Below are 16310 nucleotides of genomic sequence, written 5' to 3'. Positions count from 1 at the left end.
CCAGATATAGTGGTCCGCCTCCGTGCGGACCCTGCTGCTATTCTACGCAGACTGTGGTTGCATGTGGCTTTTTCACACATTCTTCAGACAAGTTGATTTTTCTGCAGCTGCGAGAGGGGCAGGGCCGTTTGGCGGCATCACAGCAGGGGATAAGTCGGCCCGGCAGGGTGTGAGCAGCGGCTAAATGTGCTGTAAATCACAGAAAAACTTGGCGGCCTGCCCTGTGGGCAATCCTGTGGGTTAGACGCGGCTGAATCAGGGACAGTTTTCACCCCGAGACGGTCAAGGTATTTTTCTGGCATTTTAGCAAAAAATCGATGTTGACGGTGTATGGTGATATACGTCAGATTGTGGTCACCGCTGCGAAAAACACTACATATAGTGACGCAACGGTAACGGGGACAGACGACAACCATCACCAACAGGGGCATCTGCTGCCCACGAGATTCTGCCCAGATCAGGGCCTGCATGCTGCGCGGTGCTTTCGGCATCGCAGCAGATTGCGTTTTGCACGGAAATAGGGTGGCACGGCCGCCTCGGCCGCAGGCCGGAAACAAGCTTGAAGAGGCAAGGTAAGACAATGAAAATCGATAGACGCTTCACCAAGGCAGGGCGCGATGCCTATGCAGAGATTGAATTCGTGACGACCGCGTCCGAGATCCGCAATCCTGATGGCACTATCGTCTTCCGCCTCGATGGCGTCGAAGTGCCTGCGTCGTGGTCGCAAGTGGCGAGCGATGTCATCGCTCAGAAATACTTCCGCAAGGCCGGTGTGCCCACCGAGCTTAAAAAAGTGCGCGAAAAAGATGTGCCCGAGTTTCTGTGGCGCTCGGTTCCGGCGTCCGACGATACCCCGCGCACTGGCGAAACCTCGTCCAAGCAGGTGTTTGACCGTCTGGCCGGCGCCTGGGCCTATTGGGGTTGGAAGGGTGGCTATTTCACCACCGAGGAAGACGCCCAAGCCTATTACGACGAGATGCGCAATATGCTGGCGACCCAGCGCGCCGCGCCCAACAGCCCGCAGTGGTTCAACACCGGTCTGCACTGGGCCTACGGCATCGATGGCCCCGGTCAGGGCCACCATTACGTGGATTTCAAGACGGGCAAGCTGACCCGTTCGACCTCCGCTTATGAACATCCCCAGCCACATGCCTGCTTTATCCAGTCTGTGGCGGATGACCTAGTTGGTGACGGTGGCATCATGGATCTGTGGGTGCGCGAGGCCCGCTTGTTCAAGTATGGCTCCGGCACCGGCACGAACTTTTCCTCGCTGCGTGCGGCGGGGGAAAAGCTTTCGGGCGGCGGCAAATCGTCGGGCCTGATGGGCTTCCTCAAGATTGGGGACCGCGCCGCCGGTGCGATCAAATCGGGCGGCACCACGCGCCGCGCCGCCAAGATGGTGATCTGTGATGCCGACCACCCGGACATCGAAGAATTCATCAACTGGAAAGTGAAAGAAGAGCAGAAGGTTGCGTCGATCGTCGCAGGCTCGAAAATGCACGAAAAGATGCTCAACGGCATTTTCGCGGCGATTGGCACATGGGATGGCGTCGTTGAAGACGCCTATGATCCGGCAAAGAACGACGCTCTGAAAGGCGCGATCCGGGCCGCCAAAAACACCATGATCCCCGAGACGTATATCAAACGCGTGTTGGATTATGCCCGGCAGGGTTATGACAGCATCGAGTTCCCGACCTATGACACCGATTGGGATTCTGAGGCCTATGCCTCTGTGTCGGGCCAGAACTCGAACAACTCGATCCGCGTCACCAACGCGTTCCTCGAAGCGGTCAAGCAAGACGAAGACTGGGCGCTGCTGAACCGCACCGACGGTGAGGTCGCCAAGACCATCAAAGCGCGCGATCTCTGGGAGCAGGTGGGCCACGCGGCCTGGGCCTGTGCCGATCCGGGCATCCAGTACCACGACACCGTCAACCAGTGGCACACCTGCCCCGAAGACGGTGCGATCCGCGGCTCGAACCCCTGTTCCGAGTACATGTTCCTTGACGACACCGCCTGTAACCTGGCGTCGATGAACCTGCTGACCTTCTACAAGGACGGCAAGTTTCAGGCCGAGGATTACGTGCACGCCACGCGCCTCTGGACACTGACGCTGGAAATCTCGGTCACGATGGCGCAATTCCCGTCCAAGGAAATCGCACAGCTCAGCTATGATTTCCGCACGCTGGGCCTTGGCTATGCCAATATCGGCGGTCTGCTGATGAACATGGGCTACAGCTATGACAGCAAAGAGGGCCGCGCACTGTGTGGCTCGCTGACCGCGATCATGACCGGTGTGGCCTATGCCACCTCGGCCGAGATTGCCGGCGAACTGGGTGCGTTCTCGGGCTATAAGCGCAACTCGGCGCATATGCTGCGGGTCATCCGCAACCACCGCAACGCCGCCTATGGTCGGACTGACGGCTATGACGGTCTGTCGATCAACCCGGTGGCTTTGGATCTGGTGAACTGCCCCGAAGACGGGCTGGTCGAGATGGCCAAGATCGCTTGGGACGAGGCGCTGAGCCTTGGCGAGAAGCACGGCTACCGCAACGCTCAGACCACCGTGATTGCCCCGACCGGCACCATCGGTCTGGTGATGGATTGTGATACCACAGGGATCGAGCCGGACTTTGCGCTGGTGAAGTTCAAGAAACTCGCGGGCGGCGGATACTTCAAGATCATCAACCGCTCCGTTCCGGCGGCACTGGAGAAACTCGGCTACACCTCCTCCCAAGTCGAAGAGATCATTTCCTATGCCGTCGGCCACGGCACGCTGGGCAATGCACCGGGGATCAACCACACCTCGCTGATCGGGCATGGCTTTGGCTCGAAAGAGATCGAAAAGATCGAAGCGGCGCTGGCCTCGGCCTTTGACATCCGCTTTGTGTTCAACCAGTGGACGCTGGGCGAGACCTTCTGCCAAGAGGTGCTGGGCATCCCGGCGGCCAAGCTGAACGATCCGACCTTCGATCTTCTGCGCCACCTGGGCTATACCAAAGCCGAAATCGACGCGGCCAACGACCATGTCTGCGGAACGATGACGCTGGAACAGGCGCCGTTTCTGAAGAAAGAGCACTACGCGATCTTCGATTGTGCCAACCCCTGCGGCAAGCGCGGCAAACGGTTCCTGAGTGTGAACTCGCATATCGATATGATGGCGGCGGCGCAGTCGTTCATATCGGGTGCGATTTCCAAGACCATCAACATGGCGAATGACGCCACCATCGAAGATTGCCAAGCCGCGTACGAGCGCAGCTGGAAGATGGGGATCAAGGCCAACGCGCTGTACCGCGACGGCTCGAAACTGTCGCAGCCTTTGGCGGCGGCGCTGGTCGAGGATGACGACGACGCAGCAGAGATCCTGGAAAGCGGGTCGAACCACGAAAAGGCGGCCGTGCTGGCCGAGAAGATCGTGGAAAAGATCATCGTCAAAGAGATCATCAAATCCGAACGCTCGAAAATGCCGGAACGCCGCAAGGGGTACACCCAGAAGGCGATTGTCGGCGGGCACAAGGTTTACCTGCGCACCGGTGAATACCAGGACGGCACTCTGGGCGAGATTTTCATCGACATGCACAAGGAAGGTGCGGGCTTCCGCGCCATGATGAACAACTTTGCCATCGCGGTGTCCGTGGGTCTGCAATACGGCGTGCCGCTGGAAGAATTCGTCGATGCCTTTACCTTCACCAAGTTCGAACCCGCGGGCATGGTGCAGGGCAACGACTCGATCAAGAATGCCACATCCATCCTCGACTATATCTTCCGTGAACTGGCAGTGTCCTATCTCGACCGGACCGATCTGGCGCATGTGAAACCCGAAGGGGCCAGCTTTGATGATCTGGGCCGGGGGGTCGACGAGGGGCTCAACAACGTCACCGCGGTCAGCGACAGCGCTGCCACGAAATCGCTGGAAGTGCTGAAGCAGATCAGCTCGTCTGGCTATCTCCGTAAACGTCTGCCGCAAGAGCTTATCGTGTTCCGCGGCGGCCATAGCGACAATCCGGTATCCGCGCTCCAGACATTGGTGCCGGATGTGATGCGGGGCGGCGGAGCGGCCACGACCACGGTGACGACGACAACAACGGCGGTGGCCAGCGGGACGGTGAAGATCGATCCGCGCGCCAAGGCCAAGATGCAGGGCTATGAGGGCGATCCCTGTGGCGACTGCGGCAACTATACGCTGGTGCGCAACGGCACGTGCATGAAGTGCAACACCTGTGGCGGGACCAGCGGGTGTAGCTGAGCGGGACCAAATTCCATCAATGGAATTTGCAAAATCCTTTGAAGGATTTTGGCACGACGCGAAACGATTTTGGGGGCGGGTGCGCTCGCCCCTTGCGCAATTCAGGCCGCAGGCAAAAGACTATCGAGCGGTGTAATGATGAGCTTGGATTGTGAAACTGGGGCGCGTCTCGCGCCCCTTTTCTTTTGCGCGAAGGCTGGGGAGAGCCGATTTATCAATAAATCGGGGCCGATCCGTTGACGGATCGGGGCGTCGGCGCAATTTGGCGTGAAGGTGTGTGATTTTAAGGGTTTGGGGTTCGATCTTCATGTGTTGCGCGCGGCTTTGCGATTTTCGGTGCGGCATCCCCAGCGCCCGGAGCCGTTTGGGAGTATGTCCGGGCTGCGACCGGCGCACTGCCACGCGTTTCTGAGGCGGTTTCGAATACGCCCACAAGTGCATTCACAGTTATGCCTTCTTTTAAGATGCTGAGTTAATACAACTAAAATCCGTGCCGCCCATAATGATTACAGTCTATCCACATAGCAACCGAGCGCCGCATCCGACCCGCCCCATGCGGCAAAGCAGGCGTTTGCGTCGATGGCTCTTTCCTTTCTGCGAAACCCGTGAAATAGGGAGGCGTCAAATTGCTGCCGCTTATGAGGTCCGAAATGGAGATTCGCGAGGCGCTGACATTTGACGATGTGCTGCTGGTACCGGCTGCGTCCAATGTCCTGCCAAACACCGCCGACACGTCCACCCGTGTCACCAAGTCCATAGCCATGAACATTCCCTTGCTGAGTTCAGCAATGGACACCGTCACCGAGAGCCGGATGGCGATTTCAATGGCCCAGGCCGGTGGCATCGGGGTGATCCACAAAAACCTGAGCATTGAAGAGCAGTCGCGCGAAGTGCGCCGCGTCAAGCGCTTCGAAAGCGGGATCGTTTACAACCCGGTCACGCTTCGGGTCGATCAGACGCTGGCCGATGCCAAGGCCTTGGTCGAGCGCTACAATTTCACCGGTTTCCCGGTGGTGGACGAGCGCGGCCATGTTGTTGGCATCCTGACCAACCGCGACATGCGTTTCGCCAACAGCGATGACACGCCGGTCAAGGTGATGATGACCACCAAAGACCTCGCGATGCTGGCCGAACCGGCCGATCTTGAGCAGGCGAAGTCGCTGATGAAAGCGCGGCGGATCGAAAAGCTGCTGGTGCACAACGGTCAAGGCAAGCTCACCGGTTTGCTGACGCTGAAGGACACTGAACAGGCTGTGCTGAACCCCACCGCCTGCAAAGACATCCTGGGCCGTCTGCGCGTTGCTGCGGCAACAAGCGTGGGCGATGCGGGCTTTGCGCGCACAGAACAGCTTATCGATGCTGGGGTTGATATTGTTGTGGTCGACACCGCGCATGGCCATTCGGCAGGAGTGATCGAGGCCGTACGGCGCGCCAAGGCGCTGTCGAACGAGGTGCAGGTCATTGCCGGCAACGTTGCCACGGGCGCGGCGACACGCGCGCTGATTGATGCCGGTGCGGATGCGGTCAAGGTCGGGATCGGGCCGGGCTCGATCTGTACCACGCGGATGGTGGCGGGCGTTGGCGTGCCCCAGTTGACGGCGATCATGGATTGCGCCGAAGCCGCTGGCGACGTGCCGGTGATTGCAGATGGTGGCATCAAGTTCTCGGGCGATTTCGCCAAGGCGATTGCGGCGGGCGCGTCCTGCGCGATGGTCGGCAGCATGATTGCTGGCACGGATGAAAGCCCGGGCGAAGTGATCCTGTACCAGGGCCGCAGTTTCAAAGCCTATCGCGGCATGGGCAGCCTTGGCGCGATGGCGCGTGGTTCGGCCGATCGGTATTTCCAGAAGGATGCCGCCAGTGACAAACTGGTGCCCGAAGGGATCGAGGGGCAGGTGGCTTACAAAGGCAGCGCGAGCGCCGTGGTGCACCAGCTTGTCGGCGGTCTGCGGGCGGCGATGGGCTATACCGGCTGCGCCACCGTCGAAGATATGCGCAAGAACTGCACATTCGTCAAGATCACCGGGGCGGGCCTGCGCGAAAGCCATGTGCATGACGTTCAGATCACGCGAGAGTCTCCGAATTATCGCGTAGGATAATCAACGGCTTAGATGATTTTTTGCCTCTTTGCATCAGTGGAACAACCGTGAACATGCCCAGAACTTACCCGGAACTGGACAACGCATCAGTTCCGGCACTGATGCAAAAAAGGATAGTGGAGAGTGCTCGCTGATGCAGCCTCGCGATGTGTGAGCGGCGAAAGGCTCCGCTCACACAATATCGCACAACATTTAGATTGTTCGGAACGATAAGCTCCGGCGGTAAGGGGCGCAGAAAAATACCCAAACCACTGAAATTAAACGATCTCTCGTTCCGGATCTCTCCGTGGAATCCAAATGTGTTAGGGTCTGTGTCATGTCGTGTGACCATAGATCGCCTGAAATCTGGAGAACATATTGTGAGCACGGGCAGAGAGAGTTGCCCACTGCATTGCCGACTGAATAGCCATCCAGCTATGCCAGATTGGCGGGAATGATGATCGCCATACGATGGTCGTTCTATCTCTGGCACTTCAAAACGCACTAAGGCGGTGATAGGCTTGCGGCTCGTTCATCAACACGACCAATTGACATAACAATTAGTGGACTGACGAATTTATTCTCTTCTAAGGATTCCGGTTTCCGGGCGGATGAGCGCCGCGTATTCGAGTTACATTCCGATGCAAGGCGAACACTACGGGACCGCTTTTGCATCGGGTTGAGCGGACGAAGGCAACGGGTAAGGCGGGAAATTTGTCTGAAATGTTCCTCGAAAGGCTTTTATCTTTTGGTATCTGCCATGCCGAACTTGGGATGTGTCCAGGCGGCCCATATGTCCGTCGTCATATAAAATGGAACATCAGAGCGGCTTGAGCTTTGGAGGTTCTGGTTCGTTTGTGTGATTGATTATGCAGCCCGTTTTTGATGTTGCAAGCGGCGTTGCTGGATTGTCAGTTTCTTGATTTTCTCCCTTTCCCTGATGATGGCTTTGTCGCGCCCGAAGTAGACGTCTGCCGGTGTGACGTTGTTCAAACTCTCGTGGTATCGCTCGTTGTTGTAGTCGTCGACGAAGGCCCCAATCTGACGTTCAAGATCGCCAGGCAGGTAGTCGTTTTCCAGCAGAACCCGGTTCTTCATGGTTTGATGCCAGCGCTCGATCTTACCCTGGGTTTGCGAGTGGAACGGTGCACCGCGAACGTGATCCATTTTATGATCCTCCAGCCATTCGGCCAAGTCACCGGAGATGTAACAGGACCCATTGTCGCTCAGCAGGCGTGGCATGTGGCGAACGACGGCATGGTCGCACCCTGACTCCGCCAGTGCCAACTCAATTGTCGCCGTCACGTCCTCGGCCCGCATGTTCGTGCAGAGCTTCCAGCCAATGATGTAGCGGCTGTAATCATCCAGGATCGTGCTGAGATAAAACCAGCCCCAGCCAATGATCTTGAAGTAGGTGAAGTCGGTTTGCCCGTTGCCCGGCAGGGCATGTTTACATGCCCGAGAGGGGCATCTCGTTGATGGCGGTGGTTTTGTCCGTGAACGCGTCAGCTGCTTTGATCACGACATAGTCCGGAGCGGTGATCAGGTCAGCTTCCTTCAAGAACCGGTAAGCCGATGATTCAGAGATAAAGTATCGCTTCTCGTCGGTATATTTGACCGCCAGTTCCCGCGTTGTCAGCGCCGCATGGTCCAGCGCGAACTCGATCAGATCATCCCGCCGGGCTTGTGGAATGCGATTCCAGACAGACTTTGGGCAAGGTGAGCGATCCGCCAGGGCATCAAAACCGCCTTCGACATAACGGTCATACCATCGATAGAATGTGGTGCGCGGAATACCAAGCATATCGAGGGTCTGCTTCGCGGGAAGATGGGACCCCTCAACGGTGCGGATGATTTCCAGTTTCTCAGACGCCGGGTATCTCATTCCTCGAACTCCCCAGCCCCTGTCATGCTTTTTTTGAGCAGACGGTTTTCCAGGGTCAGATCGGCGACGCATTCCTTCAGTGCAGTCGCCTCGGATCGCAACTCCTTCACCTCGGGTGAGGTTGCCTGGCGGGCTGTATCGCCGGACAAACGGCGCTTCCCAGCTTCGAGGAACTCCTTTGACCAGCTGTAATACAGGCTTTCAGAGATCCCCTCGCGTCGGCATAGCACCGAGATAGCTTCTTCGCCGCGAAGGCCCGCCAAAACAATACGGATCTTCTCTTCAGACGAATAGGTTTGCCGCGTCTTGCGGCGGATGGTTTTGACCAGCTTGTCAGCCGCAGCTTTACTGGTTCCGGATTTCTTGTTCATCTTCACTCCTTGACGGTTACGATGAACCAGAAATCCTCCGTTAGCTAAACTTCAATTCTGTCCCACGAGTGCTGACGTCAGACATGCCGTCACCGCAAATCTTTGCCACCGCTATCATGGTATTGTCGTAGAGGATCGACACAGGCACGCCGCCGAAGAACGCAACAGCAGAGACATGCCCGTCGCAGAAGGCTTCGGTGGTCTCGGCCGGATAGGCTTTGATGAAGAACGCATCTGAGTGTGGCGTCGACATTGTCGCTCGGACCAATGGCGCTCCCAATGTCGACCATCGCAAAATAGTGCAGCTTGCATTCAACGCCGCCAATCACGCCAAGCGTCTCCCCAAAATCCACCTGAGCGTGCCCAGGCGCATGTGATAGGGGCACAAAAACCTCGCGGGTCCGGCGTCTCTTCTCCCGCACATAATCCGTGACAATGGTGATCCCACCGGTGAAGCCATGTTCATCGCGCAGACGCTCATGGATGCGCTTGGCAGTATGGCGCTGCTTCTTGATAACCTGCTTATCGTCTTCGAGGATCTGGTCGATCATCGGGATGAACGGATCCAGCTTCGGGCGGACAGGCAAAGCAGATCGCCGATACCCTGGAGGAACGGAATGCAGCAGGATCTTTGCCACCGTCTTACGGTCGATCCCGAAAAGACGCGCAGCGGCACTCTTGCTCATACCTTCAACATGGCATGCCAGACGGACCCGGCTGTATAAATCCACAGAATACATCTCCCCACCCTCAGCTCATTTGCCTCGGGTGTCAGACTGCGGAATTTTGCTCCGCGACGGTCAGATCATCAGACCGATTCCGTGGGTATTTTGTCTCCGGGATTCACACTGAAGCAAGCTGATGCAGGAGAGTAAAAAAGGTGTTTAATTTCAGTGTGCATCAGTCATTTGATAACCATGTTCATGATGTTCAGATCACGCGAGAGTCTCCGAATTACCGCGTCGGCTAAGGCTTGCGATCCGGCTTGTACCACTGCGCTGAGATGCGTTTGGGGCCGGGCCGTGACCTAGACAGACAGACCACGATCTGCAGGTGCGAGGGCACGCGGAACGTGGTCTGCTTTGCGATTTCAGACCCTCAATTTACCAGATGTCTGCCAGCAGGCGCATGACTGCGGCCGGTTCGGTGTGGCGCGCGGTTTGCCGGCAGGGCCATCCAGAGTGAGGCGAAAGGGCAGGGACGCGCTATGGGGTATCCCGGCGCGCCCGATTTGCGCCAACACCTTAAGGAGGGTGTCGCCACGGGTTTAGTCCAGCGGATGGCACACGTCATCACCCGGTGTTTCAGCGACGTGAGTGATGTCGTTCGGCATGGTTTTTCTGCGCCCGATCAAGGATCACGTCCCGCACCGCGCGGCGGACATAGTCAGCCTCGAAAAACGCCTGCGGGCTTTCGGCCAGAACCTTGCGGTCCCGGCAGGCGGCCAAACCCGTTTTGCGTTCTCGCCAGCAGCGGCTTTGAGGCGTCAGGAACAGCGCCAAGTGTTCCCTCATGCAGAGGGTTCAGACCGCGCAAGCCCGCGTTTGGCGTGTAAAATCAGGCGCTTGGACAGGCAAATTACAACGCAGTTGACCGAACTACCTAAGATGTATAGCTTCCCCGCATACTCTTTTTAAGATTGTATTTTTCGGCTTCAGCATACCAGTTCCGGGCTTTGCGCTTGTATTAAAATAGAACAAGGACCTTTGACGATGTCCGATGCTCAGAAAATTAGCCTTACGTCCGAATGGTTTATCGCACCCGGAAACGAAGACGCCGCGATCAGCGCGCTCAAGCAACTGGCACAGGATGTGCACGCCATGGAAATGGGCACGCTCACCTATCTTGTGCATACGCCGCACAGTCCGGCGGGCGATTTACAGTCGCTGCCGCCGCGCGATCTGCAGTCGGTGCTGTTCTTTGAAGTCTACGAAAATGCGCAGGCTTTTCAGACCCATGTGAACGGTGCGGTCTTTACCGGCTTTGTCGAAAAACACGGCGCGCTGTTTCGATGCTCGAATGGCAAGCCCTACCACACGGTCAATTTTCTGACCCAGCGCGCCGGATTTGTTCGCGCGCAGGACGGGACGGCCGAGGTCAACGCCTATGCGCAGGAAAATCAGCACCCCGGCGTGATGTTTGAAGTGATCGCGAAAGATCAGGCGGCGGTGAAGGCGTTTTACAGCGACGTCTTTGGCTGGCGCTATGACAGCGGCACTGCCAACTTCGCCTATATCCACTTTCCCGTCGGCGCGCCGCCGCTGTTGGGCGGGATCGGGCAGGCGCAGGAACACGTCGAAGGCTCGGGGCCGGGCACTAATTTCTATCTGCTGGTCGACAGCCTTCAGCCGATAATCGACAGGGCGGTGGCCGCGGGCGGCGAGACATTGATGCCGCCGACGCCGGTGGATGGCTATGTCTTTGCGATGATCAAGGACATCGAAGGCAATCCCGTCGGCCTGATCGAGCCCTTCACGCAGTGATTGATTAAACTCCCCAAGCAAGGACTTCGCACATGAGCTATTTGAACGCGCTTCGACTGCATTTTGCGGGCCAGTTTCAAACCAACGTCTCGACGGTCAACAACGATGCGTTTCACTTTAACAACGCGGCGTTCAAACCCGAATATCAGGAGATGCAGGGCCCAAGGATGAACCCGCCCAACGGGTGGTTCAACCCGGAGGGCGACGCCGCATTTCGCCTGCTGGGCTGCAAGATCACGTCGGCCTGGACCGCCTCTGGCGAGGTGGACACCTCCGATCCGGTGCTCGGCTATATCGTGGCCGATTCCGATCAGGCCGCGCCGGCGAAAATGGTCGATCTTGACCCAGAGCAGCAGCTTGTTTCGGAAATCTGGGGGCTGACGGTTCGGATTGCGGATGGCAACGGCAAGACTTTGGTGAGCGGTGCGTTTGAACCTGCGGCCTTTATGGACATCTGGGCGCGTGCCAGGCAATCGGGCGGCGGCGATACCAACGCGAGTGCGATGTGGCAATCGGTGATCACCGATGTGCAGTGGGGCGATGTGTCTGGCTCCGCCTTCCTGACCGAACTGCAAGCGGCTTGCGGCGATCTGCTGTCGATCAAGTTCAACTGCGACGGCATCAATATGAGCTATGGCTCACCCGATTTCATGTGTGGACGGATCACCGGGACAATCGGGCCAGCCACGGCGGATGAACCCAAACATCTGGTGCTTGGGCGTCAGTTCATGGCGACCAATAAGCCGGGCAACCGGGGATTTTTCCAACCCGTCGGCGGGCTGAACTTTTTCGTCGGTCTGGTCGACGCCGACAACAGTTGCATCTATCTCGACCTCGGCAATGCGTTGCCCTCCACCATCGCCGGCGGGCCGATTGCCGAGTTGGGCGATCTGAGCTTTGGGTATTATGACCCCATCCTTAGCCCCAATGCCCCGGCGGGCCAGATTGTGAACCTCGGCACCATCGCGCAGACCGACTATGCGAAAAAGGGGTGGTACGCCAAAACCGCAGGCGTCGTTAAGCTGCGGTTGACGGCGCAACAGATGCAAATGGTCGCGGGCCGACAGCTGGTTTTGTACAACGAGGCGAGCAATACGATCATTGCGGAATCCTCCTCCGGTGCGTTTGTGCGGGCCGACACCTATGTCTATCGGATGAGCCCCGGCGACGTGGCCGATATTTCGATCTATGCCACGCAGAGGGGGGAGCCGCTGGCCAATGTGAAGATCGAGTTTGCCCGCGACACCTCGCAATTGCAGCCCAACTCCGGCGGAGGGGCCCCGCCGCCGGTCGGGGAGCCCAGCACGGGCGTAAGCTTTGACGACAGCGTGACAACCGACCCCAACGGCCACGCGGTGTTCAAGGTCACAGCAAAAGACCCCGGCACGCCGCGTTGGTTCAACAACGGCAAGGATTACGGCATCGACGGGCAAGTCTATGGCATCCGCCCCAGTTTTGCCGATAGCCGCGCCAACGATCCGGTGAATGAGGCGAATTTCATCAGCTTCCTGATCTGGACCGGCTATACGCCGCCCGCCACCGTCACCTGGACCGATATTCACCCGATCTTTCAGCAATATGCCAATCTTTACCCGGTGATGAACCGCTTTCTGAACCTTGGCAAACAGGACAGCGTGTTGGCCAACACCCAGATGCTGAAGCTCGCCTTTGACCTGCCACTGTCGGACCCCAATTCGATGCCGGTGACGCGCGATCTGTCGCCAGCCAAGCGGCAGGCGATTTTGCAATGGTTGGACAACCCCTTGCCGGGCGACCCGCCCGTCGTGGCAGCGGCGACGATGGCTGAGGCAGGCGCGGCGCAAGCCAAGGGCGAAGCCCCCTCGAAGGGCGGCAAAGAGGCAGCCATGGCGCGGCGTGTCATTGTTCAAGACCAAATGGGAGACAAATCATGATCCTGCTGAAAAACGCGATGGTCGCTGACCTCATGGTGCCCGCTCCCACGTTGCAGACGGTCCAAACCTCACTGCAAAACGCAATCGAACTCGAGCACGCGACGATCCCGCTTTACCTCTATGCGCTCTATTCGCTCGACGAGGAGAAGAACGCCGAAATCGCCGAAATCATCAGTTCGGTGGTGGTTGAGGAAATGCTGCATATGACGCTGGCGTCAAATATCCTCAATGCGGTGGGCGGTACGCCTCAGATCGACAAGCCTGATTTCATTCCACAATTCCCCGGTCCCTTGCCCGGCGGCGTGCAAAGCGGCGCGACGTTCAGTTTGGCACCGTTCTCGATGGCGCAGCTCGAGAAGTTTCTGGAAATCGAAGAGCCGGAGGACCCGCTTAAGTTCAAATCCTTGGCGCTCGCCGTCGACACCCATGTCACAATCGGCCAGTTCTACATGGCGATTTACGATGCGATCACCAAGCTTGGCGATGGCATCTTTGCCCCCGCGCCGCGCCATCAGATCGGGCCTGATTTGATGTATGAAAGCGTGGTGGTGACGGATGTGGCCTCGGCGCAGGAGGCGATCAAGATCATCATCGATCAGGGCGAAGGCACCAGCACATCACCGTTTGATGGCAATGGCGATGACTACGCGCATTACTATCGGTTCATGCAGGTGATGAAGGGGCATAAGCTGGTCGAGGTGCCCGGCGGCGTGCGGCCCGAGGACAAATTCGCCTATACCGGCGAGGCGATCACGTTGGACAGCAGCGGGGTGTATCCGGTGCCGGAAAATCCGGGGAGCTATCCCGAGGGCACCACGCAGGCGTTCCAGAACGACGCGTTCAACTACACCTACACCAGCCTGCTCAACGCGCTGCATCTGATGTTCAATGGCGACAGCAGCCAAGCGCAGTTCAACCGGGCCATTGGGCTGATGATGTCACTGAAGGGGCAGGCCAAGGCGATGATGTCGGGGCTGCCCAATCCTGATCCGAGCGGTGTGGATTATGCCGGGCCGAGTTTTGCCTATCAGCCGGTGAACCCGGCCATCGTGAGCAAGAAAACCGCCGGAACCTGAAGGTCTGGGCGGAAGTCGCGCCTTAAGAAAAATGGCCTCCCGCGTCCGTTTGATTGGACGCGGGAGGCCATTTCAATATTCCCGCCACACATGCGTGGCGTCGAGTTGGGCGCAGCCGCGCCCAAACGCTTAGATCAGCGCCATCAACCGCTTCGCCGCTTCTTCAGACGAGGCGGGGTTCTGGCCAGTCACCAGCTTGCCGTCTGTCACCACGAAAGAGGCCCAGTCGTCACCCTTCTGGTAATCGCCGCCGTTCGATTTCAGCATGTCTTCCACCAGGAACGGCACCACGTCGGTGAGGCCAACGCCCTCTTCCTCGGTGTTGGTAAACCCGGTGACGGTCTTACCCGAGACCAGCGGTTTGCCGTCTTTGCCCTTGGGGTGCTTGAACACCGCAGGCGCGTGGCAGACCGCGCCAACGGGGCGGTTGCTGCTGGCAAAAGTCTCGATCAGCGCGGTGCTGTCGCTGTCTTCGGCCAGATCCCAAAGCGGGCCGTGACCGCCGGGGTAAAAGATCGCATCGAAGCCATCAGCCGAGACGGACGACAGAACTTCGGTGGTGGCGAGGTGCTTCTGCGCCGCCTCGTCATCTTTGAAACGCCGGGTGGCGTCGGTTTGGGCGTCGTCGGCATCGCTCGACGGGTCGAGCGGCGGTTGGCCGCCTTTGGGCGAGGCGAGGGTGATCTCGGCACCGGCGTCTTTGAAAACGTAATAGGGCGCGGCAAATTCTTCGAGCCAGAACCCGGTCTTGTTGCCAGTGTCGCCCAGTTTGTCGTGTGATGTCAGAACCATAAGAATTTTCATCGTGTCTTTCCTTGTATCATTCATGTGCGTGGCTCAGCCCAACATCGCGCGCGTCAAAAACCTTGCCGTCCGGTGGCTAACGAATGCCACGCAGACCGGTTCCATCTTTTCGCAGGTGACGTGGGGATACAGCGTGATTTCAGGCCGCAAGCCTGTGGTGCGATTGCCGGTTGATCGGCTTGTCAGCACGGCGGGTGCAGGGCAATCAGGCGTCCGTTGCGCCGCTCAGCTGGACTGTTGCGCACCGCCATAGTGGTGCATCATGATGTCCACCGTCCGCGCGATCATCGCTTCCATTTCATCGCTGCCGATCAATGGCGCACCCAGCATGACTGGCCAAAACGCCTTGCCTTTGAGCAGAGACACAAACTCCTCTGCCGCCTCTCGAGGGTTCGGAATGCACAGCGCACCGTCTGCCGCAGCCTCTTTCAAGAGCGTTTCAAACGACGCCGTGTAATCAAATTCACTCTGGATTTCGCTGACAATCTTTGGGTCGCGCAAAATCTCACTCAGAAGCATCTTGTTTGCGGCCATGATCTTGGGCGACATGAACATCCGCGCCTGCGCGCGTGCCATGTCTGTCAGTTGCGCGCGGATGTCCACGCCGGGGCGATAGTGCACATTCATGTGGTCGGCGAAAATCGCCCATTGCCGCCGCACCAAAGTCTGGAAAAGCTGCTCTTTGCTTTCAAAGTAGCGATAGACCGTGCGTTTTGAGGCCCCCGCGCGTCTCGAGATCCGGTCCATGCTGGCCGCGAGAAACCCGTTTTCACAGAACTCCTCAAAGGCGCCCTGCAGGATGTCTTCGCGCTTTTCTTCTGAAGTTACAGCCACTTTATCCATGCCGGACCTTTAGGTCTCCTGTGCAAACAATGTCAAATTTTCCCGATAGGTAAACTTGTGGGTTTACCGGTGATCTTTGGTCGCATAAGGTACACTGACCAGTTTACCTGTATCCGCGTCAAGTAGCCAGATGGAGATTCTCATGACGATCAAACTCATGATCAACGGGGCCGAGCGCTCTGTCGAAGCCGAACCGGGGACCCCGTTGCTTTGGGTGATCCGCGATGAATTGAAGCTGACAGGCACCAAGTTTGGCTGCGGCGTCGCCGCGTGTGGGGCCTGCACCGTTCATGTTGATGGCATGCTGGCGCGATCCTGCCAGACCTATATCGAAGATGTTGAGGGTGCCGAAATCTCGACCATCGAAGCCATCGGCGACAGCAAGATCGGCGCAGCGGTGCAGCAAGCCTGGAAAGAGCTCGACGTGGTGCAATGCGGCTATTGCCAGTCCGGCCAGATCATGTCCGCCGTTGGCCTGTTGACGGAAACGCCCAAGCCGACGGCGCAGGAAATCGACGACTACATGGATGGCAACGCTTGCCGCTGTGCCACCTATCAACGTATCCGCGCCGGCATTCAGCGTGCCGCCGACATCGTGGAGGGCTAATCCA

At 58.1% G+C, this 16310-nt stretch carries 9 protein-coding genes and 2 pseudogenes; 6 read left to right on the top strand and 5 right to left on the bottom strand.

Translation table 11 applies throughout. The features are described from left to right. Window positions 1–580: 580 nt before the first annotated feature. Window positions 581–4246 carry a vitamin B12-dependent ribonucleotide reductase gene (locus tag ACW9UO_RS03800; protein ID WP_457087654.1) on the top strand — a complete coding sequence of 1222 codons (3666 nt, stop codon included), beginning with the start codon at window positions 581–583 and terminating at the stop codon, window positions 4244–4246. A 650-nt stretch (window positions 4247–4896) separates the two neighbouring features. Further along, the gene (gene guaB, locus ACW9UO_RS03795) at window positions 4897–6345 is read left to right on the top strand and encodes an IMP dehydrogenase (protein ID WP_457088597.1); all 1449 of its coding nucleotides are present in this window, start codon (window positions 4897–4899) and stop codon (window positions 6343–6345) included. Window positions 6346–7191: 846 nt separating this feature from the next. On the opposite strand, the pseudogene ACW9UO_RS03790 reads toward guaB, so the two are convergent. The 3 genes and pseudogenes from ACW9UO_RS03790 to ACW9UO_RS03780 form a co-directional block, all read right to left on the bottom strand. Next, window positions 7192–8580 (bottom strand): annotated as a pseudogene (locus ACW9UO_RS03790) (IS3 family transposase). Between the two features lie 70 nt (window positions 8581–8650). Further along, window positions 8651–9320, bottom strand: a pseudogene (locus ACW9UO_RS03785) (IS21 family transposase); the annotation flags it as partial. 564 nt (window positions 9321–9884) lie between these two features. Then, window positions 9885–10082 carry a hypothetical protein gene (locus ACW9UO_RS03780; protein WP_457087653.1) on the bottom strand — a complete coding sequence of 66 codons (198 nt, stop codon included), beginning with the start codon at window positions 10080–10082 and terminating at the stop codon, window positions 9885–9887. Between the two features lie 210 nt (window positions 10083–10292). Here ACW9UO_RS03780 and ACW9UO_RS03775 point away from each other — a divergent pair, with 210 nt between their 5' ends. From ACW9UO_RS03775 to ACW9UO_RS03765, 3 genes are read left to right on the top strand one after another with little or no spacing between them, the layout of a single operon-like run. Further along, window positions 10293–11063: a VOC family protein gene (locus ACW9UO_RS03775; RefSeq protein WP_457087652.1), complete on the top strand. Its 771-nt coding sequence runs from the start codon at window positions 10293–10295 to the stop codon at window positions 11061–11063. Between the two features lie 32 nt (window positions 11064–11095). Continuing rightward, a complete protein-coding gene (locus ACW9UO_RS03770) occupies window positions 11096–12976 on the top strand; it encodes a hypothetical protein (RefSeq protein ID WP_457087651.1) in 1881 nt (626 codons plus the stop codon). After that, on the top strand, window positions 12973–14052 hold the full coding sequence (locus ACW9UO_RS03765) for a ferritin-like domain-containing protein (RefSeq protein WP_457087650.1): 1080 nt from the start codon (window positions 12973–12975) through the stop codon (window positions 14050–14052). Before ACW9UO_RS03770 ends, ACW9UO_RS03765 begins: the two co-directional genes overlap by 4 nt. Before the next feature lie 129 nt (window positions 14053–14181). Here ACW9UO_RS03765 and ACW9UO_RS03760 read toward each other — a convergent pair whose 3' ends face one another. Together ACW9UO_RS03760 and ACW9UO_RS03755 are read right to left on the bottom strand one after the other, a co-directional pair. Continuing rightward, a complete protein-coding gene (locus ACW9UO_RS03760; protein ID WP_457087649.1) occupies window positions 14182–14856 on the bottom strand; it encodes a type 1 glutamine amidotransferase domain-containing protein in 675 nt (224 codons plus the stop codon). Window positions 14857–15081: 225 nt separating this feature from the next. Beyond that, window positions 15082–15699 carry a TetR/AcrR family transcriptional regulator gene (locus tag ACW9UO_RS03755; RefSeq protein WP_457087648.1) on the bottom strand — a complete coding sequence of 206 codons (618 nt, stop codon included), beginning with the start codon at window positions 15697–15699 and terminating at the stop codon, window positions 15082–15084. 142 nt (window positions 15700–15841) lie between these two features. On the opposite strand from ACW9UO_RS03755, the gene ACW9UO_RS03750 reads away from it, so the two are divergent. Further along, window positions 15842–16306: a (2Fe-2S)-binding protein gene (locus ACW9UO_RS03750; protein ID WP_457087647.1), complete on the top strand. Its 465-nt coding sequence runs from the start codon at window positions 15842–15844 to the stop codon at window positions 16304–16306. Window positions 16307–16310 lie beyond the last annotated feature (4 nt).

The sequence above is a fragment of the Marinovum sedimenti genome (genome assembly GCF_054052205.1).
Note: the sequence above shows the minus strand (reverse complement) of the source record. Positions and strands in the feature narration are given on the sequence as shown.

What these genes read in the sequence shown, in the direction of transcription:
- ACW9UO_RS03800 (WP_457087654.1), top strand. Translation starts at nt 581, where the DNA reads ATGAAAATCGATAGACGCTTCACCAAGGCAGGGCGCGATGCCTATGCA.
- guaB (WP_457088597.1), top strand. Translation starts at nt 4,897, where the DNA reads ATGGAGATTCGCGAGGCGCTGACATTTGACGATGTGCTGCTGGTACCG.
- ACW9UO_RS03775 (WP_457087652.1), top strand. Translation starts at nt 10,293, where the DNA reads ATGTCCGATGCTCAGAAAATTAGCCTTACGTCCGAATGGTTTATCGCA.
- ACW9UO_RS03770 (WP_457087651.1), top strand. Translation starts at nt 11,096, where the DNA reads ATGAGCTATTTGAACGCGCTTCGACTGCATTTTGCGGGCCAGTTTCAA.
- ACW9UO_RS03765 (WP_457087650.1), top strand. Translation starts at nt 12,973, where the DNA reads ATGATCCTGCTGAAAAACGCGATGGTCGCTGACCTCATGGTGCCCGCT.
- ACW9UO_RS03760 (WP_457087649.1), bottom strand. Translation starts at nt 14,856, where the DNA reads ATGAAAATTCTTATGGTTCTGACATCACACGACAAACTGGGCGACACT.
- ACW9UO_RS03755 (WP_457087648.1), bottom strand. Translation starts at nt 15,699, where the DNA reads ATGGATAAAGTGGCTGTAACTTCAGAAGAAAAGCGCGAAGACATCCTG.
- ACW9UO_RS03750 (WP_457087647.1), top strand. Translation starts at nt 15,842, where the DNA reads ATGACGATCAAACTCATGATCAACGGGGCCGAGCGCTCTGTCGAAGCC.